At 38.7% G+C, this 20,308-nt stretch carries 16 protein-coding genes; 10 read left to right on the forward strand and 6 right to left on the reverse strand.

Features of this window, described 5'->3' with window-relative positions; all coding sequences use genetic code 11:
• Nucleotides 1–30: 30 nt before the first annotated feature.
• Nucleotides 31–819 carry a hypothetical protein gene (locus Q0590_RS14770; RefSeq protein ID WP_302038332.1) on the forward strand — a complete coding sequence of 263 codons (789 nt, stop codon included), beginning with the start codon at nucleotides 31–33 and terminating at the stop codon, nucleotides 817–819.
• A gap of 48 nt (nucleotides 820–867) precedes the next feature.
• Here Q0590_RS14770 and Q0590_RS14775 read toward each other — a convergent pair whose 3' ends face one another.
• A complete protein-coding gene (locus tag Q0590_RS14775; protein ID WP_302038333.1) occupies nucleotides 868–1,275 on the reverse strand; it encodes an SET domain-containing protein in 408 nt (135 codons plus the stop codon).
• Between the two features lie 777 nt (nucleotides 1,276–2,052).
• Here Q0590_RS14775 and Q0590_RS14780 point away from each other — a divergent pair.
• Nucleotides 2,053–5,082 carry an AsmA family protein gene (locus Q0590_RS14780; protein WP_302038334.1) on the forward strand — a complete coding sequence of 1,010 codons (3,030 nt, stop codon included), beginning with the start codon at nucleotides 2,053–2,055 and terminating at the stop codon, nucleotides 5,080–5,082.
• Nucleotides 5,083–5,165: 83 nt separating this feature from the next.
• Here Q0590_RS14780 and def read toward each other — a convergent pair whose 3' ends face one another.
• The 3 genes from def to Q0590_RS14795 form a co-directional block, all read right to left on the reverse strand.
• Entirely contained in the window at nucleotides 5,166–5,717 is a 552-nt protein-coding gene (def, locus tag Q0590_RS14785) for a peptide deformylase (RefSeq protein ID WP_302038335.1), read from the reverse strand.
• 101 nt (nucleotides 5,718–5,818) lie between these two features.
• The gene (ruvX, locus tag Q0590_RS14790; RefSeq protein WP_302038336.1) at nucleotides 5,819–6,232 is read right to left on the reverse strand and encodes a Holliday junction resolvase RuvX; all 414 of its coding nucleotides are present in this window, start codon (nucleotides 6,230–6,232) and stop codon (nucleotides 5,819–5,821) included.
• Nucleotides 6,233–6,259: 27 nt separating this feature from the next.
• Entirely contained in the window at nucleotides 6,260–7,006 is a 747-nt protein-coding gene (locus tag Q0590_RS14795) for a hemerythrin domain-containing protein (protein WP_302038337.1), read from the reverse strand.
• A gap of 481 nt (nucleotides 7,007–7,487) precedes the next feature.
• Here Q0590_RS14795 and Q0590_RS14800 point away from each other — a divergent pair, with 481 nt between their 5' ends.
• From Q0590_RS14800 to Q0590_RS14810, 3 genes are all read left to right on the forward strand, one after another.
• Nucleotides 7,488–9,023 (forward strand): S41 family peptidase, encoded by a 1,536-nt coding sequence (locus Q0590_RS14800; RefSeq protein WP_436714346.1) that lies wholly within the window; start codon nucleotides 7,488–7,490, stop codon nucleotides 9,021–9,023.
• A 108-nt stretch (nucleotides 9,024–9,131) separates the two neighbouring features.
• On the forward strand, nucleotides 9,132–10,289 hold the full coding sequence (locus Q0590_RS14805) for a homogentisate 1,2-dioxygenase (protein ID WP_302038339.1): 1,158 nt from the start codon (nucleotides 9,132–9,134) through the stop codon (nucleotides 10,287–10,289).
• Between the two features lie 114 nt (nucleotides 10,290–10,403).
• On the forward strand, nucleotides 10,404–11,000 hold the full coding sequence (locus tag Q0590_RS14810; protein WP_302038340.1) for an LURP-one-related/scramblase family protein: 597 nt from the start codon (nucleotides 10,404–10,406) through the stop codon (nucleotides 10,998–11,000).
• Between the two features lie 31 nt (nucleotides 11,001–11,031).
• Here Q0590_RS14810 and Q0590_RS14815 read toward each other — a convergent pair whose 3' ends face one another.
• Both Q0590_RS14815 and aroB read right to left on the reverse strand, forming a co-directional pair.
• On the reverse strand, nucleotides 11,032–11,517 hold the full coding sequence (locus Q0590_RS14815) for a PPC domain-containing DNA-binding protein (protein WP_302038341.1): 486 nt from the start codon (nucleotides 11,515–11,517) through the stop codon (nucleotides 11,032–11,034).
• Nucleotides 11,517–12,548: a 3-dehydroquinate synthase gene (gene aroB / locus Q0590_RS14820; RefSeq protein ID WP_302038342.1), complete on the reverse strand. Its 1,032-nt coding sequence runs from the start codon at nucleotides 12,546–12,548 to the stop codon at nucleotides 11,517–11,519. The genes Q0590_RS14815 and aroB overlap by 1 nt, the downstream gene beginning before the upstream one ends.
• Before the next feature lie 417 nt (nucleotides 12,549–12,965).
• Between aroB and Q0590_RS14825 the strand changes: the two genes are divergently transcribed.
• The 5 genes from Q0590_RS14825 (at nucleotide 12,966) to Q0590_RS14845 (ending at nucleotide 20,305) form a co-directional block, all read left to right on the forward strand.
• Nucleotides 12,966–14,315 (forward strand): cytochrome c3 family protein, encoded by a 1,350-nt coding sequence (locus Q0590_RS14825; RefSeq protein WP_302038343.1) that lies wholly within the window; start codon nucleotides 12,966–12,968, stop codon nucleotides 14,313–14,315.
• A gap of 51 nt (nucleotides 14,316–14,366) precedes the next feature.
• Entirely contained in the window at nucleotides 14,367–17,528 is a 3,162-nt protein-coding gene (locus Q0590_RS14830) for a TAT-variant-translocated molybdopterin oxidoreductase (RefSeq protein ID WP_302038344.1), read from the forward strand.
• 28 nt (nucleotides 17,529–17,556) lie between these two features.
• On the forward strand, nucleotides 17,557–18,987 hold the full coding sequence (nrfD, locus tag Q0590_RS14835) for an NrfD/PsrC family molybdoenzyme membrane anchor subunit (protein ID WP_302038345.1): 1,431 nt from the start codon (nucleotides 17,557–17,559) through the stop codon (nucleotides 18,985–18,987).
• Between the two features lie 78 nt (nucleotides 18,988–19,065).
• Nucleotides 19,066–19,608 (forward strand): DUF3341 domain-containing protein, encoded by a 543-nt coding sequence (locus Q0590_RS14840; protein ID WP_302038346.1) that lies wholly within the window; start codon nucleotides 19,066–19,068, stop codon nucleotides 19,606–19,608.
• 28 nt (nucleotides 19,609–19,636) lie between these two features.
• Entirely contained in the window at nucleotides 19,637–20,305 is a 669-nt protein-coding gene (locus tag Q0590_RS14845; RefSeq protein ID WP_302038347.1) for a c-type cytochrome, read from the forward strand.
• Nucleotides 20,306–20,308 lie beyond the last annotated feature (3 nt).

Raw genomic sequence — 20,308 nt, forward strand, 5'->3', positions numbered from 1 at the left:
GTTTATTATCTATCACAAATAAAAGCTTCTATGAAGTATTATTTTTGTTTTCTAGCAGTGTATTTAGCTTTTACTATAGCTGGTAAGGCGCAATATGCTAGCCATTATACTTCTGCCAGAACCTATACACCTGGCTCATTGGCTGTATCAAAATTTGATATTTTAGATGCACAAGCAGCTAAAGCAAAATTGTTTCAGCGGAACTATGGCGTAATACTAGGCGTGCAGCGCGGGAAGTCTACTTTTTTTGAATTCGGCAGCGAAATCCATTGGCGTAAAGTAAGGTTAACTAATCCAAGATTAATAGCTGCTACAGCCAATGTAACGTATAATATAGCAGATAATGTATTGGGCTACCAGGCAGGTTTCTGGACGAAGCGTGGTAGAATAGCGCTTACTTTAGGAGCCAATGCCGGATATTATACAGATTTTGACCATGGAAGCTTCGCTGTAGGGCCTGCTGTAGGGTTTAGATTATTAGGATTTCACCTGACTACCGGATACAATTATTTATTTAATAAAGGAGTTGCAGAAACCACAGGGGAAAAACGCTTAGCTGATAAAGTAAATAACTTTCACATAGGTTTGCGGTATTATTTTCCGCTGGATAACAAGTTTAGCTGGAACAAAAAAGACACTAATAGCAAAGACAAAGAAAAGTCTAAGAAAAAGAAGCGCAAAGAGAAAGTAAAAAAGAAGAAACAAAAAGCTAAAGAAAAGCAGAAAAAAGCAAAACAACGGGAAAAAGAAAAAAAGAACAACAAGAAAAGCGAAGACACAACAAGGAAACCCTTCGATTTTCTGAAGAAAAAAAATTAAGCATAAAACAGAAAAAAGGCTTACAGTATGTAAGCCTTTTTGGTGAATTTATTGTGCTACGCTCAATAGCAAATGCTTATAGCTATCGAAGTCTGCATCAAACATCTGGTAATCAGAAACTATTTCTTCCCCAGGAAAAATATCTTTAGATGCAATGGTTAGCCCTTCTACATCATCCATCGTATCTATTGTATTTGGTTCATATGAATGATTGATAAATCTGGCATCATCCGTACAGAGTATATAACATCCGCTGATTTTGCTCTTATAAATATAATTATCTATTCTTTCACAATCATGTTTTTGCTTAAAGGCCTGATATTCCTTCTCATTAAATTTCAGGTCTAGCTTAGGCACGAAGCGCCAAATAATCGTGCCTTTGGGTATAAACGTATCGGCGTATAAGCCAATGCCACTTATCTTACTTAAACCAAGTTTGGTTTTTACTAGCAACATGTTATTCTTTAGTTAAAGGTTATAAGATTTTTTAAATGGATGAAATTTTAAATTTTGCTCTGGGTAATAATGAAAAAAAAGTAATTAAGTAACTAAATGTGTTGGTCTTTTACGTTGATTAGTTGAGTTAGTTAACATTTTAAATCGAAAGCTTATGCTTTCTTTTGGCTTATTTAAATTCTTATAAAATCTTACTATTTATAGCATTAATAGCACAAATACAAATTAAAATTTATATAAGTTCTATTTATTTTTATCAAATAGGTTTTATTCCTACATTAGGAGGGAATATGCTATGAATGTATTTTAAATCGCTGATAATCAAGATTTTGTATTTAGTTTCTGACTAAACTGCTAAATAAATTTGTATTGAATCAGAGTTGATTTACCTAATATCCTTTCATTTTGATTATCGAATTGGCACTATTTAATCAGAAACATACATAAGTGAATTTCTGATAACACATGCTGCCATTTACAAAGTCAGCCGAAATATAAAAGGTATGAATTGAATACGTCTCTAATAAAAAGTTATGCTAGTCAAGCAACTTGATTTAAGTTATCTAACGCAGAATAAACTTCAACTACTTTTTTCATGTTAAAGTAATGACTGTAAAATGGTATGAAAGTTGCCAAACCTTACATAACAGCAGTAGGAAGCATATTTTCATACCTAAAAACTTTTAGTAGAATTATATAATTATCATAAAGTTTTTGACTACTCTGTATACTAACACATACCTTTGAAGCCTGATAAATTACAAAATTGATAGACTCATGAAGAAAGCACTTTTAATAATCCTCGGTATAGTTATAGTTTTGCTTGGCGCAGCATTCATTCTTCCGGTTATATATAAGGATGAGATCAAGGCTAAAATTGATCAGGAAATAGCTAAAAAAGTAGATGCCAACGTGTATTTCGATGCAGATGACTTCAGTGTAAGCCTATTTAGGCATTTTCCAAATATTACCGCTTCCATGCAAAATTTTGGGATAGTTGGTAAAGGAGAATTTAAAAACGATACGCTAGCAGCTATTAAATCCTTCGAAGTTACCGTAAACATCATGAGTGTTATCAAAGGCGATAAAATCGGAGTAAAGGCCTTAGACTTGGAAGAACCGCGTATTTATGCCAAAGTACTCAAAAACGGAAAAGCAAACTGGGACATTTATATACCTTCTCCGGAAGATACTGCTTCTGTGGCTGATACAGCCAAGTCCGAATTCGCTTTTGGTATTGATAACTGGTCTATCAGTAATGGGTACGTGGTATACGATGACAGAAGTATGCCGATGTACGCACGCATTGTTAATTTAAATCACCGTGGCAGTGGGGATTTTACTCAGGATTTATTTGACATGAAAACCTTAACAGATGTAGGAGCACTTACGGTATTATATGATGGAACAGAGTATCTGCGTAATAAAAAGCTGAATGCCGACATGACGTTGAGTATGAACTTGCCCGAATCCAAATATACTTTTAAAGATAATACTGTTCAATTAAATGATTTTGCCTTTGGCTTCGATGGGTATGTTGCTATGCCCGACACGAATATTAACATGGATATTACGTATAAGGCAAAAGAAAATACTTTCAAGAGCCTGCTCTCATTGGTGCCAGGTATATACACGGAAAGCTTTAAAGATGTAAAAACAGAGGGAAATATTGCTTTTGATGGCTATGCCAAAGGAACGTACAATGCCGTACAACTGCCTGCTTTCGGAGTGAATATGCAAGTTCGTGATGCGATGATGAAATACCCTGATTTGCCAACAGCTGTGACTAATATCAATGTGGATATGAAGGTAGATAATAAGGATGGTATACTTGACAATACAATAATAGATGTAAAGAAATTTCATGCAGACTTTGGTAAGAATCCTATAGATGGACGTGTGCTCGTAAAAGGATTAACCAATTATGATGTGGATGCCAATGTCCAAGCTAAATTAAACCTGGCAGAACTAACCCAAATGTTCCCGATCGAGGGAATGACCCTGAAAGGATTGTATAACCTGAATTTAAAAGCCAAAGGAGTATACAGTGAGGCTAGAAAAACCATGCCTGCTATTGATGCCAATATGAGCCTGCAAAACGGCTATGTAAAATCAAAAGATTTTCCTGCCCCTTTAGAGCAATTACAGTTTACATCAACTGTCAAAAATGAGTCAGGGCAGATGGCAGATACAAAAGTATGGGTAAATGATTTTAATATGGTGCTGGAAGGAGAACCGCTTCAAGCCAATGCCTACATCGAAAACTTTGATGATTACACCTATGATGTACAAGTGAAAGGTACAGCTGACCTAACCAAATTGACTAAAATTTATCCGTTAGAAGGGATGACCTTAACCGGAAAAGCAAAGGCCGATATTGCTACTAAAGGTAAAATGTCTGATGTAGAGGCTGAGCGGTACGATAAACTGCCAACTAGCGGCACTATGGAGCTTAACAATTTTACCTATATCAGTGCAGACATGCCTCAAGGTGTAAAAGTTGATCATGCAGCAATGAATTTTACGCCACAGTACATCAACCTGACAGATTTCAAAGGTTTTCTAGGGAAGAGTGATGTAACTATGACAGGTACATTGTCTAATTATATAGCCTATTTGTTTAAAGAAAATCAGACTATCCGGGGAAATCTGTCATTCAAATCCAATCAGTTCGATGTAAATGAATGGATGACCGAAGATCCCAATGCTCCTGCTACTGAAGAAGAACCACTTACTGTAGTGGAAGTACCCAAGAATATTGATTTTACACTGGTATCTACCATGGGCAAAGTATTGTACGATAATATGACTATGACCGATATGGCAGGTACTATTATAGTAAAAGATGGGGCGGTACGTATGGATAAATTAGGTTTTAATAGTTTAGGTGGCCGGTTCCTTACTAGTGGTACGTATGATACTAAAGACCTACAGAATCCTGCATTTGATTTTACGTTAAACATAGCTGATGTAGCTGTATCCGAAGCCTATAAGACATTCAATACAGTTCAAGCACTTATGCCCTTAGCTAAGAATATTCAAGGTAATTTCTCCACAGATTTTAAAATTGCCGGTGGTTTAGGCCAGGACATGATGCCGTTATATAATACGTTAACCGGTGGGGGTATCATCAAATTATTAAGTGCTGTAGTAAAAGATGCTCCTGTTTTGAGCAACCTGAGCAGCTTTACAAAATTAAAAGATCTAGAAACCATTCAACTGAAAGATGTTATAATGCAGGCGGAAGTGAAAGAAGGCCGTATCCATTTTAAGCCGTTTGATGTAGCCGCAGGCCCCTACAAAATGAATATAGCAGGAAGCAATGGCATTGATGGTTCTTTGGATTATAAAGTAGCAATGAATATTCCGGCCGGACAATTAGGGAATACAATAAATACAGCACTTGCCTCGCTTACCGGAAAGCCAGTTGCCAATGCTGAAACCATTAAACTAGATTTGAGCATCGGAGGTTCTTATGCACAGCCTAAAATAGGATTGGCAGGCAGCAGTGCAACAGGCACGGTAAAAGAAGCCGTTACAGAAGCTGTGAAAGATAAAGTAAATACAGAAGTAGATAAGGTTAAAGCAGAAGCAGAAGCCAAAGCACGCGAAGAAGCAGACCGGTTAAAAACAGAAGCAGAAGCAAGAGCCAAGGCTGAACAAGAGCGGATTCAGGCAGAAGCAGAAGCCAAGAAAAAGCAATTGGAAGAGGAAGCCAAAAAGCGCATAGAGGAAGAAAAGAAACGTCTCAAAAATAAAATATTTGGTGCTCCCAAGAAAGACACTACAGCTACTACCGGTAATTAAGCATATTTTTAAAACAAACGCCTGTCCGAAAAACTCAGACAGGCGTTTGTTTTTATTAGGTACTCACCTTTAATAGATGCTACCTATTTTATAGGAAATTTCATCCGGTATTCAGCTTTGACCTGTCCGCGGCTAATATCAGTCAATTTAGACTTTAGCAGACGTTTTTTCATAGCAGAGAGATAATCCGTAAATAATATTCCCTGTATATGATCATACTCATGCTGAATTACCCTAGCAGCATACCCATCAAACTCTTCCGTATGTTCTTGCCAATCGGTATCGAAATAGCGGATTTTAATAGTCTCTTTCCGGTAAATATCTGCCCGTATACCAGGTATGCTTAAACAGCCTTCTTCAAAAGCCCATTCTTTGCCACGTTCTTCTATGATAACCGGATTGATAAAAACCTTTTTAAAGCCTTTTAACTTGTCTTCATCCAACGGCTCAGCATCTATTACAAACATCCGGATGCTTTTTCCAATTTGTGGAGCTGCTAAACCTACCCCATGCGATTCATACATGGTTTCAAACATATCGTCAGCTAATTGTTTTACATCTAAGGAGCCTTTTTCTATATCTACAGCTACTTTTTTTAATACTGGGTCGCCATAAGCAACAATCGGATAAATCATTATAATGTATATTGAATATTGATTAATAAATTACGGAGCAACAGCGAAAAATTAACGATTATGTTAACTAATGAAGAAACTGCCTCATTAGTTAATTTTTCTTATCTTTTGCTCTCCATAAAACTTTGCAGAATCAAAACAGCGCTTATCTTGTCAACGTTCGCTTTGTCGCGGCGGTCTTTCTTTTTCATGCCTCCACTTATCATGGTATGCAGGGCAATACTGGATGTAAACCGCTCGTCGGCCAAATGTATAGGCGTACCGGAAAATTGCGTCTGCAGTTGTTTTACAAATTGTTTTACTAAAGGAGCATTGGAAGAATCAGTGTTATTTAATTGTTTTGGCATGCCTACAATAAAAGCTTCTATACCTTCCTTTTGCTCATATACTTTTAAGTAGTCAAAAATATCTTTGGAAGCTACAGTATCCAGTGCAGTTGCAATAATTTGCATAGGGTCAGATACTGCCAGGCCCACTCTTTTAGCTCCATAATCTATAGCCATCAATCTACCCATAGGCATACTACATACAATTAGCCGGATTTAGTTCATAGGTATAATTTTATGGATATAGTCTCTTACTTCTTTTTCTAAAGCAAGGGCTTTTGGGAAAAGAATTTCATTTTCTATACGTGCATGTAATTTTAGCTCTTGTTCAAAGGCTTTCAATTCTGAAAATATTACCTTTATATGCAATCCATACTGTTTTTCTAACAAATATCCATTTGTAATCTGGCGGATGCCCTGCATTTCATCATCGTGTGTATCGTGATCCATGGCATATTTCTGAAGAGAGTGCTTTTCCATTTCTAAAAATACCCGGCTGGCATACGATTTTTTCTTCTTAGCAGAAGCCAGTAATGCGATATAGGTGAATAGGGTATCTTCTTCTTCATAGATATGATAGATAAAATCTTCTACAAATAAAGGAAACACAATTTGTAGATCTTTGGCTAGCGGTATAAGGCTAGGATTCAGCTTCTCAATTAGCCGGGCAATATACGGCAGCTTCTGCTTTATAAATAGATGATGGGTATGTTTCAGGTATTCTATTACCAGATCTATTGGCAGCTCATCAACGGGTACTTTTGAATAAGGTGATTCTGCCGGCTCAGAGATAGATTCCAGACTCTGCACTACTTGATGCACATTTAGCCCTTTCTGTATACACACCTGCTTAAGCGTATTTTCAGAATATTCATAAAACTGGATTCCAAAATAATACAAAACATAGGCGAATACATAGTTTTCGTCTACTAGGTCTGTAATCTTCTTGTTGCTAATTTCCACAGTATTGGTAGTATTAAGAGCCTTTTACAAAGATAATTATTTTGTCAGATTAAGTCCACTGCTATATTTTATATGTCGTGTTTTTAAATGGAAATTTAACGCATAAGCCGCTCATACAGTTTAATTAGTATTTTGTAGGTTAATTAGCCAACTTTATACTACACTCTTTTGTTATACTAACGAATAACTATATGAAAATAAGTAAAGCACAGGACAGTATTTATAAAATTTTATAGACTTTCGAATTTACTTTTCTTTTAGCTTATTCGTATATTTAATTTACTTAATCTTATTATTCAGCCATTAACATCGGTCAGCATTCTCTTAACTCAAAATTTCATACAAGGTGAGTAAAATTAATAATTCAAAGTTCTATGTCAGATTACCTCTGCTTATGGCTATTGCCATTTCAGGAGGTATATTTATTGGAGCCACTATGTTTGGGGGTAGCTCTAATATGAGTAGTATAACCAAAGGTTATATGAAATATAAAGAAATATTAACGCATATCGACAGAGATTACGTAGATACTGTAAATACAGAAGACCTCATAGATTATTCTATTGAGAAGATGCTGGAAAAACTTGACCCACATACGGTGTATATTCCTGCCAAAGATCTGCAAATGGCCAGAGCCCAACTGGAAGGCGATTTTGATGGAATTGGAGTAGAGTTCAATATTTTTAAAGACACTGTTTTTGTGGTAGCCCCGATAGCAGGCGGCCCTTCTGAAACTGCTGGCATACGTGCCGGAGATAAAATTGTGGAAGTAGATGGCAAACCGATGGTTGGTAAAGAGGTGGACAACTCTACTGTATTTAGCCGGTTGAGAGGTCCAAAAGGTTCTAAAGTAAAAATAGGAATCAAACGTGGCCTGGCTAATGATTTGTTGAACTTTACTGTAACGCGCAACAAAATACCAACCTATTCCATTGATGCTACCTACATGATTGATAACAAAACTGGATATATTAAAGTAAACCGTTTTGCTGCCAATACCTATGAAGAGTTTAAGAAAGCCATGAATACTCTTAAAAATGAAGGTATGCAGCAGTTAGTACTCGACTTGCGAGGAAACCCCGGCGGCTATATGGACCGGGCAACTAATATGGCAGATGAGTTTATAGCAGGAAATAAGCTAATTGTGTATACCGATGGAAAAGAATCGCGGTACGATTCCAGAGTGAATGCTTATATTAATGGTGTATTTGAGAAGGGACCAGTAGTAGTGCTGATTGATGAAGGGAGTGCTTCTGCTTCTGAAATTGTAGCAGGCGCCTTACAAGATAATGATAGAGCCCTAATTGTGGGAAGGCGTTCTTTTGGAAAAGGTTTGGTGCAAGCCCCTATTCCTTTGGAAGATGGATCTGAGCTTCGGTTAACTATTTCGAGATATTACACGCCGAGTGGCCGTAGTATACAAAAACCATATACCCACGAGGGAGAAGATGAAGATTATACTATGGATGTGATGAAAAGGTATGAACATGGAGAACTTTTCCATGCAGACAGCATCAAGTTTAATGATTCTTTAAAATTCCAGACGGTAAAAGGCCGCACAGTTTATGGTGGAGGTGGTATTATGCCCGATGTATTTGTACCCTTAGATACAAGTTACAACACCAAATACTTGAACAAATTAGTTAATGCCAACATCATCCGTGAATACGCCTTTAACTATTATACCAAAAATAAAGCTGAGCTGGAAAAAATGAAGTTTGAAGACTTCAAAAATAACTTTGCTGTGACAGACCAGATGATGAAAGACGTAGTCAACAATGGTACGGCAGCAGGAGCCCAATTTAATGAACTAGAATACAACCGTTCCAAAGAATTTATACGTACACAGTTAAAAGCACTAATTGCCCGGAGTGTATGGAAAAGTGGCAGTGGAAGTACAGGATTGAATAATGAATACTATCAGGTAATGTCATCTAATGACGAAGTATACAACCAAGCGCTTAATCTGTTTGATAGAGCTGCCGAAATTGAAAAAGGGAAAGTAGCCGTGAAATAAACTTCGGTTACCGATCCTTTCACAGCCGGTAGTCTATAGGTTAATGAGTTGTATTAGCCTATAAACTACCGGCTGTTTCTATTGAAGAATCATTATAACCCAATTTATATGAGTTATTATTATAAATTAGGAGAAATACCTCATAAACGCCATACTCAATTCAGGCAGCCCGATGGTAGCCTGTATAAAGAAGAGCTGGTAAGTTCCAAAGGTTTTCACGGTATTTATTCTATACTCTATCACAAAAATCCTCCTACTAAAGTAAAACAAGTAGATAAGCCTATCCCTTTTGGGTATACGATTGCCAAAGATAATCCTTTGCTGCAAACTCATCTGAAAACGTCTGTTTTACAAAGTACTGGCAAAGATTTTCTGGAAGCCCGTAAAACGTTGCTAGCCAATAGTGATGTATCTCTAGCTATGTGTAATCCTACGGGCAAGCAAATGGATTATTTTTACAAAAATGGCGAATCTGATGAGGTGATTTTTGTACATGAAGGTAGCGGATATTTGATTTCCCAGTTTGGCAAACTCCGGTTTTTAGCCGGCGACTATGTGGTAATTCCACGCACCACTATTTATAAGATTCAGTTTGATGATGCCCCGGTACGGTTGCTGATTATTGAGTCTGCCGGCCCAATAGAAACAGTAAAACGATACAGGAATGAGCTAGGCCAGTTGTTAGAGCATTCACCTTATTGTGAGCGGGATATCCGGCCTCCGGCCGAATTAGCGATAGACGATGAAAAAGGAGAATATCTGCTAAAAATTAAAAAAGGCGGGTACCTGCATCAATACATCTATGAATTTAGTCCGCTGGATGTAGTAGGTTGGGATGGCTTTTTGTATCCTTATGCGCTTTCTATCCATGACTTTGAACCCATAACCGGACGGATTCATCAGCCACCTCCTGTGCATCAAACCTTCCAGGCACATAATTTTGTTATTTGCTCATTTGTGCCCCGGCTATTCGACTATCATCCATTATCTATTCCTGCCCCTTATAATCATTCTAACATAGATTCAGATGAGGTACTGTATTATGTAGAAGGAAATTTCATGAGCAGGCGAGGCATAGAAAGAGGTTCTTTCACCTTGCACCCTGGCGGCCTCCCTCATGGCCCTCATCCGGGTACAACGGAAGCCAGTATAGGAGCCACAAAAACAGAAGAACTGGCTGTGATGATAGATACTTTCCGTCCTTTGCTGCTGACAGAAGATGCACTTGAATATGTAGATAAGAACTATCCTATGAGCTGGAATTGATTATTTCTCATTGGGGAGGCATCAACAAGTACTTACAAACCAATCGGTAGGAGATACTAATAGTCTGCTGAAAATGGGTTAGGAATAAATGTTTAATCTTTTATACGTTGAAATTTGAAAAATCTAAGTTTTCCATTAACGTTTACCTTTAAAATATCTACGTTTTCTAATGACTTTATTGTAGAGGATGCCAATGGCACAGTCATTCATTTTGTCAGACAAAAACTCTTTAAGTTTATTGAGGAAGTACAGGTTTTTAATAATGAGTCTAAGTCACAGGTATTGTATACTATAAAAGCCAACAAATGGATTGATTTTTCAGCAGCCTATATTTTTGCTGATACCAGGGGTTTGGAAATAGGACGGGTAGCCAGAAAAGGATGGGCTTCTATCTGGAAAGCCCGGTACGAAATATATGATGAAAACAGGATACAAGATATGTTTATTAGTGAAGAGAATGGCTGGGTAAAAGTAGGTGATGCAATCCTGGGAGAAATACCTTTGCTAGGCATATTTACCGGCTATTTGTTTAACCCCGCTTATATAGTAACCAGGCCAAATGGAACTAAAGTAGCTAAATTGAAAAAAGAGCCTTCATTCTTTGGGCGCCGTTTTACAGTATCAAAAATATCCGATTTTCAAGAAGGCGAAGAAGAACGCCTTGTTCTAAGCTTGATGATGATGATTCTTTTGGAAAGACGCAGAGGCTAACTTAAGTTTCTTACAATTCAGGTAAGATGCCCTACTCTTTTGCGGAAGGATATATTTTCAACTCCTTATATCCACTTACTGTATCATGTTCTCTTGCAAAGCGGTAGTCTGGCATAATTCCTATAATAATTTCAGCCGTAGTATATATTTGGCTGCCTTCTACCAGGTGTCCACCAATAGTTACTCCGGTAGAGTCAGCCAGCGAAACGTGCAGATGTGATCCCTCTGTAGATAAGATGCCTACCAAAGAGACGATTTCCATTTTTTGCGGGTACACTTTATACTCTGACTGGTTTGCTAAACGTAATGTGCTTTGCTGAAGACTTCCTACACAAGTTAGGATACAGGCAGCTTTAATAGCATGGGCCTCTGTAAATTTTTGTAATTCAAGTTTTAAATCTTGGCCGGGGTGCAGACGTAGCGCATACGTTTGCATAGTAGATGGCTGAAAGGCGGGAGTAGTCATAGAACAGGCAGTGAGGATAAACAAAGCTATACTAATCAATATCTTTTGCATCAGTTGCTATAATAGTGGATAGCTTCTTTAATTTCTGCTAACGAAAGTTTCTGGTCATACACTGGATTTCCTATTCCTTGTAGGAGCACACTTTGAATAGTTCCTTTCTCATTTTTTTTGTCCTGCATCATTAATGGAATAATAGCTTCTGCATCCTGACTGGTAATTTTTGCTTTTCCATAGATAGAAAAAATAAATTCTTCTATATGATACAACGCCTGTTCATCCAGAAAATCTCTCTTATGAGAAATATAACTTTCACAAATCATCCCAATAGCAATCGCTTCGCCATGCAACAATTTTTTGCGAGGCTGTTTCAAAAAGTAGCTTTCCACGGCATGGCCAATGGTATGGCCAAAATTTAATATCTTCCGTAATCCTTTTTCCGTAGGATCTTCTGCTACCACACGTTTCTTTATTTCTACAGAATGAGGTACTAATTCTGCCCAGTTTTGTTTTTCTAAATCCCGCTTCCGAATTTTCTCCCACATGGTGGCATCGGCTATGAGGCAATGTTTGATAATCTCTGCAAAACCAGATCGTATTTCTTTAGCAGGTAATGTATGAAGAAAGTCTGTTGCTATCAGCACAGCAGCCGGTTCTTTAAATACGCCAATATGGTTTTTAAAGTCATTGAAGTCAATACCCAGTTTACCACCTACGCTGGCATCTACTTGTGCAAGTAAAGTAGTAGGCGCTTGTATAAAATCTATCCCTCTCTTGTAAGTGGCCGCACAAAAGCCACCCATATCGCCTATTACACCACCTCCCAGGTTAATGAGTAATCCTTTCCGGTCAAATTGTTTATCCGTCAGTTGCTGCCATATATAACTACAGGTTTCCAGATTTTTTCTTTCTTCACCGCTTTTTATGGCAATGAGTGTATGCCTGGGTAGTAATGCCTTGACTTTAGGATAGCAATATTTTTTTGTGTGTTCATCCACTAAAACGGCTATTTGGGAGTAAGTATTTGCCGACAGTATGGGAGAAGCAATTGGCTCAAAAGACTGGTTTATGTAAACCTTATTCATTTTAGTACAGCAGGCTTAATTCAAGAATAACTCATGCAAAGTAAAACCAAAAAACACTCTTAAACTATATAGTCAATACTTCTTTTACCTCCAGGGGTATTCTATAAATAAACAAATAAATGATTAACATATTCACCTTGATTGAGTTATTACAAAAAGAGCCTATACACATCTGAAAATGCAGAAATTTCACAATACCGGGAATAGAATTATTTAAAATGGTTCTAAATTAGAAAAACAACGACGGAAATTAATTTGCAAGCAAATGAAAATCAAAAAAATAGTGGAATATATCATCTGTTGCAGCTTGTATAATTTATTTTATGGCGTAAGGTATTTGATTAGACAAATTCGCATACTACATTTGTGGGGTTTATGCAAATACCCATCAAATTACAGATAAAATAACCAAATTGTATGTATTTTATTTATTCAGTCAAACGATTTGTATGCCGTCAACTGCTGGTGTTCTTCCTGGCTTTTCTAGGAGGATCTGCTTATGTAGTGGCGCAGAGTGCTAATCAAGACTCTACTGTAACAGGCGGAGTTGTTGATACAGATGGCGGACAAGTACCTGCTGGCGGTTCGCAACCAGTTGCACTTGATCCAGCTAAAGTAGAAGCAGGCAAAACACTTTTTAATAACAATTGTACTGCTTGTCATGCGCTTTCGGATGAAGTGCTGGTTGGGCCCGGTTTAAAAGGCATTAACGAAAGACGTCCCCAAACATGGCTTATCAACTGGATCAGAAATTCTCAGAAGGTAATTCAGAGTGGCGATAAGTATGCAGTAGACTTGTTTAACAAGTTCAATAAGACGGTAATGCCAGCTTATGACTTTAGCGATGAGCAAATCGTTTCTATCTTACAATACATTGATCAGCAGAATACGGGAGGAGGAGCGAATACGGCGGCAGGTGGTGCTACGGATGGCCAGGCTGTACCTTCTGGCGGCGGGGCCTCTGTTACGCCTGGTGAAGGTGGAGGAGGTATTTCTTCGCAATATTTTACCATCATTATTGGGGCACTTCTGGTTATTTTACTCCTCATCTTGCTGGTACTGGTGTTGATTGTTTCGTTGCTTGGCAAATTCTTAAGTGAGCGTAAAGATTTGCCTGAAGAAGACAGAGAACTAGTTAATCAGCGGATAGATGTTAAAAAAGTAGTAAACAGCAATGCTTTTAAAGGTGGAGTAGCGCTTATCTTCCTGCTGATCGTAGGTAAAGTAGCTGTAGATAGCTTGTTTAATATAGGTATCAGCCAGGGATATGCACCCAAACAACCTATTGCTTATTCGCATAAACTTCATGCCGGCCAGTATCAGATCGATTGTTCGTATTGCCACACAACGGTATATAAAGCAAAATCTGCGAGCATTCCATCAGCTAATATCTGTATGAATTGCCACAATGCTATTCAAACGAGCTCACCAGAAATCAAGAAAATTTACGATGCTATTGAAAATGACCGTCCTATAGAATGGGTTCGTGTGCATAACTTGCCTGATTTTGCCTACTTTAATCACTCCCAGCATACCAATGTTGGAGGTATCGAATGCCAGAATTGCCATGGTGAAATCCAGACAATGGAAGTAGTGCAGCAGGTATCGCCACTTACCATGGGCTGGTGTATCGATTGCCATAGAAAAACGCAGGTTAATACGGAAGGCAATGATTATTACGACAAGCTTCTGGCGCTGCACAATAGCAAAGAACCTTTAAAAGTAGCAAATATTGGCGGTCTGGAATGTTCTAAATGCCATTATTAAAATATACATATTCTCCCTTTATTTAACTAGATACGTCAGTAAAACACATATATGGAAGATAATAATAAAACATACTGGAAAGGTATAGAAGAATTATCTAACAATACAGATTTTGTAAAGTCAGCACAAAACGAATTCCCTGAATATTTATCTGTAAAAGAAAAAAAGAAAGGCAAATCAAACGTTCCAAGCGATGATATAACTGGTACTAACCGCAGAGATTTCCTGAAAATGCTTGGCTTCGGCGTTACAGCGGTTTCACTGGCAGCCTGCGATGCACCAGTAAGAAAAGCTATTCCATATCTGAATAAACCAGAAGAAATAGACGCATCTATTGCAAACTACTATGCTTCTACCTATGTAGATTCAAGTGGAGACTACAGCAGCGTTTTAGTAAAAACACGTGAAGGCCGTCCAATAAAGATAGAGCCTAACGCTATGTCTAGCATTACTCCAACGGGTACTAGTACACGGGCGCAAGCTTCATTACTTGACCTATACGACCAAGAAAGATTAAAAGGCCCTTGGGTAAAAGCTACTAATAAGTTAACTACCTGGGAAGATGTGGATGGTAAAATCAGCAGCCAGCTACAACAAGGTGGTGCTATACGCATTGTTTCCTCTAGTATTATTAGTCCTACTACCCGCAAAGTTATACAAGAGTTTATCAGCAAGTACCCTACAGCTACGCATGTGGTGTATGATGCTGTGTCTTACTCAGGCATAATCAAAGCAAACAATGCTTCATTCGGTAGAGCTGTTATTCCTTCCTATAATTTTGCCAATGCTGATATAATAGTTGGCATCAGTGCAGACTTTCTAGGATCTTGGCCAAATAGCACAGAAAATAGCTATCAGTACGGACAAACACGTAAGGTAGGGCAGAACAAAAAACAAATGTCCCGCCATTACCAGTTTGAAACCATTCTTTCGCTAACCGGTGCCAATGCAGATTATAGATCGCCTATTAAACCATCGCAGGAAGGGTTGGTAGTTGCGGCACTATATAATCGGATAGCGAGACAAACCGGCGGTTCAGCTGTAAATACCCCTGATCTGAAAATAGCGTATTTAGAGGAAGCCGCCAAAGATTTGCTTGCTGCAAAAGGCAAAGCTGTTGTCGTGAGCGGATCTAATGACGTGAACGTTCAAACAATGGTAAATGCTATTAACAACTTGCTGGGTGCTTATGGACCTGTTATCGACTTGAATACGCCAGTTAATTTGAAGCAAGGTGATGATTCAGCGATGGCTAATTTCGTACAGGAGGTAAAGAATGGACAAGTAGCTGCGGTTATTTTCTATGATGCCAATCCGGTATATAATTACCCGGCTGGAAAAGAGTTTGCTACCAACCTGCAGAAAGTAAAGTTAAAGGTATCATTTGCCAGCAGCTTGGACGAAACAGCCGCTTTGTGCGATTATGTGTGTCCTAATCATAATTATCTGGAGGCCTGGAATGATGCAGAGCCTAAAAGAGGTTTTTATAGCTTAGGTCAGCCCACGATTAGCCCGGTATTCAAAACCAGAGCCGCACAAGAAAGTTTATTAACCTGGTCAGGCAATCCGCAAGATTATTATACCTATTTAAGAAACAACTGGCGGCAAACAATATTCCCTTCCGCCTCTGGTTTTAATTCATTTGATGATTTCTGGAACAAATCCCTGCACGATGGGGTATTTGAAACGCGTAGCGCAGCACCTGTTAATGTAGCCATTCCAAGTATACAAGAAGTGCCTTCCTCTAATGCTGCTCCAGCGTCTACAGGATCGGCGGTAAGTTTTTCAGGTGATGTAAATGCTGCAGCAAGTGCAATAGGTAGTACCTACAAAGCAGCTAATCAAACTGTAGAGTTATGTATCTATGAGAAAACTGGTTTAGGTAACGGCGAACAGGCAAATAACCCGTTATTGCAAGAATTCCCAGATCCAATTTCCAGAGCTTGTTGGGGTAATTATGTAGCTATTCCTCAAAGCATGGCTAACAGTATGGAGCTTGAGCAGGATGAAATAGTACGGGTAGACATTCAAGGCAAACAGCCACTTGAATTACCAGTGCTTATTCAACCAGGCCAGGCAGATGGCACCATTGCTATCGCGGTGGGGTATGGAAGAGAAATTGCAGGGAAAGCGGGTAAAAACGTAGGTAAGAATGCCTATCCGTTTATACAATACAATGGAACTACACTTTCTTATACACAACCATCAGTAAAGCTTACTAAAACTGGCGAGAAGCATCAGATAGCCCAGGTACAAACACACCATACCATTATGGCGCGTCCGATTGTACAAGAAGCTAACCTAAAAGAATACCAGGCTAATCCGGCTGCTGGTCGCTATGCTCCAAAAATTGCCACAGCAGAAGGCCCTAAAAAACCAGGTGAAATTAGTATCTGGGATGAACATAGCTATACTAATCACTCCTGGGGTATGGTAATAGACCTGAATTCATGTATAGGGTGTGGCGCTTGTGTGGTAAGTTGTAATGTTGAAAATAATATACCAGTAGTAGGCCGTCAGGAGGTAATTAACCGCCGTGAAATGCACTGGTTACGTATAGACCGGTATTATAGCAGTGACGCAGATCCTGAAGATAAAAGCATTAGTGGCTATAAAAACCTTGAACAAGCTTCTGCTAATCCTGAGGTAGTATTCCAGCCCATGCTTTGCCAGCAATGCGGTAATGCACCTTGTGAAACAGTTTGTCCGGTTATTGCCACTGCACACAGTTCCGAAGGTTTAAATATGATGGCTTATAACCGTTGTATTGGTACCAGATATTGTGCAAACAACTGTCCATATAAAGTGCGTAGGTTCAACTGGTTCAAGTACAATAATAATGAGGAATTTGATTACCATATGAATAACGATCTGGGTAAAATGGTATTGAACCCAGATGTAACCGTTCGTTCAAGAGGAGTGATGGAAAAGTGTACATTCTGCGTACAACGGATTCAGTTAGGTAAACTGGAGGCGAAAAAGCAAAGAAGAAGACCAGTAGATGGAGAAATTGTAACTGCTTGTGCCAGTGTTTGCCCAACAAATGCTATTGTGTTTGGTGATCTTCTGGACCCTGAAAGCCGGGTAGCTAAAATTCGCCAGGCAGAATACGAGAAGCGGGCATTTGAGGTACTCAACGAAATTAATACCAAGCCTCAAATTTCTTATCTGACAAAAATCAGAAACAAAGAAGTGTCTAATAAACAAGCGTAATCTATCACATTATTAATTAATAAAAAGTATGAGTCAAGTTGTTTCACCAGTAAGAGAACCTTTAGTTATCGGAGGTAAAACTTACGCTGACGTTACAGAAGATGTGTGTCGGCAGGTAGAAGGTAAACCAACCAAGTTATGGCTAATTTGCTTTACACTTGCTTTGATAACATTAGGATATGGATCTTACTGTTTATTCTATACCTGGTGGACGGGTATTGGAGTTTGGGGATTGAACAAAACCGTAGGCTGGGCATGGGACATTACCAACTTCGTGTGGTGGGTAGGTATCGGCCACGCAGGTACACTAATCTCCGCCATTCTGCTGCTGTTCCGCCAGAAATGGAGAACTTCTATTAACCGTGCAGCAGAAGCTATGACTATCTTTGCGGTACTTTGTGCTGCCAGCTTTATTTTGGCACACATGGGTCGTCCCTGGCTGGCACATTGGGCCTTGCCACTACCAAACACCTATGGTTCTCTTTGGGTAAACTTTAACTCACCACTGGTATGGGACGTGTTTGCGATTAGCACATATCTAACTGTATCCCTTGTATTTTGGTACATTGGTTTAATACCTGACTTAGCTACTATACGTGACAGAGCCCGCAACAAAGTATCTAAATTTGTCTATGGAGCAATGAGCTTTGGATGGGACGGATCAGCTAAAACCTGGGCACGCTACGAATCAGTTAGCTTAATATTAGCTGGTTTATCAACTCCACTTGTATTATCTGTACACACCATTGTAAGTTTCGACTTTGCTACATCAGTAATTCCAGGGTGGCATACTACTATTTTCCCTCCCTATTTCGTAGCAGGTGCCATTTTTTCAGGGTTTGCGATGGTATTAACTTTGATGCTGATCACCAGGGAAGTATTTAACCTGAAGGAATATATCACCATTGGTCACATGGAATCTATGAATAAGATCATCATGCTGACTGGGTCTATAGTAGGGGTAGCCTATATTACTGAGTTATTTATTGCCTGGTACTCAGGCGTGCAGTATGAGCAATATGCTTTCCTTAACAGAGCAACAGGTCCATACTGGTGGGCATACTGGTCTATGATGACTTGTAACGTAATCTCTCCACAGTTATTCTGGATACGTAAAATCAGAAGAAGTGTAGCCGCTACCTTTATCTTATCTATCATTGTAAACATAGGAATGTGGTTTGAGCGGTTTGTAATTATTGTTACTTCGCTTCACAGAGATTATCTGCCATCCAGCTGGGCGATGTTCTATCCAACCATGTACGACATTGGTGATTACATATTTTCCTTCGGTTTATTCTTTACGCTGTTCCTATTGTTTGCTAAGTTCTTGCCGGTAGTAAATATGGCAGAAGTAAAAGCAATCTTGAAATCTTCATCAGCGAAAGTGGCAGAGAAGAGAGGCGCTGCTGTACAAACTGATTTTCAAGCCCGGCCTGCATTTAATAAAGATGTTGAATAGATGATATTCCAACATCAATAGCTCAGATAAGAAAATACAAGGCATGAGTTATTGATAGGAGAGCAAAGAAAACAATATATGGAAACAAACAAGAGATATTTAGTGGGAGTATTTGATGATGAAGATGTACTCCTGAAATCAGTAAAGAAAATACGAAACAGCGGTGTCAAAATTCATGAAGTGTACACACCTTTCCCCATTCATGGATTAGACGAAGCTTTAGGATATAAAAGATCTAGATTGCCTATTGCTGCCTTTTTGTTTGGCATTACCGGAACAACGTGTGCAGTAGCTATGATTAGTTTAATGCTGGGCTATGACTGGCCCATGATAATCGGTGGTAAACCATTTGTTCCCATTCCGGATTTGGTGCCAGTATCTTTTGAGTTAACCGTACTCTTTGCTGCCTTAGGTATGGTAGCTACGTTTTTAATTACAAATAATTTATGGCCGGGTAAAAAGCCCATATTGTTCGATAGCCGCAGCACTGATAATAAATTTATTATGGCAGTAGACCTTAGTAAAAATAAATTAGCTTCTGATGAAATAACTTCCATCTTAAGAAATTTCGGAGCCACAGAGGTAAACACCAAATTAGTAGAAGAAGAAGTAGTAGTTTAATCATTGAATTAAAAGATCATAAGATCATATGCATTTTCAGTTAAGATATAAAGTAGTTTTTGCATGGGTAATTGGCCTAGGCCTTTTTACCGCTTGTGGCAAAAACTATGACGACCCAGGTACTGAGTTCGCACCAAATATGTATCATCCGGTAGCCTATGAACCCTATGTGCAAATAAAAAATGAAGAGGACGCAGGGAAGCGGGTGGTAGCCGAAGGTGAACCAAGCGATTATGAAAGTGCCAACTCTTATAATCCTTATGGGATGTCTATGCGATTGCCAGTAAAAGGAACTATTCCCCGGAGAAATTTCCAAACCGTGTATGGAGAAGGAACCAACGCTGTAACAGACCTGATGATTTATGATATTCATCGTGATAGCATAGAGGTTGCTGAACGGACACTGAAAAATCCTGTTCCGGCAACAGAAGAAGTATTAGCAGAGGGTAAAGTATTATATAGCCGCTATTGTCAGCATTGCCATGGCGAAAATGGCAAAGGTGATGGGTTGGTAGGAAAAGCCTATAAAGGTGTACCAAATTACTCAACAGGAAATTATAAAACCATGAACAGCGGACACATTTACCATGTAATTACACATGGGAAAGGCCGCATGTGGCCACACGGCTCGCAAATAAATCCTTCCGAACGATGGAAAATTGTTCATTATGTACATACACTTCAACAATTAGATTAATCA

The sequence above is a fragment of the Rhodocytophaga aerolata genome, from assembly GCF_030503435.1.
GTDB lineage: Bacteria > Bacteroidota > Bacteroidia > Cytophagales > 172606-1 > Rhodocytophaga > Rhodocytophaga aerolata.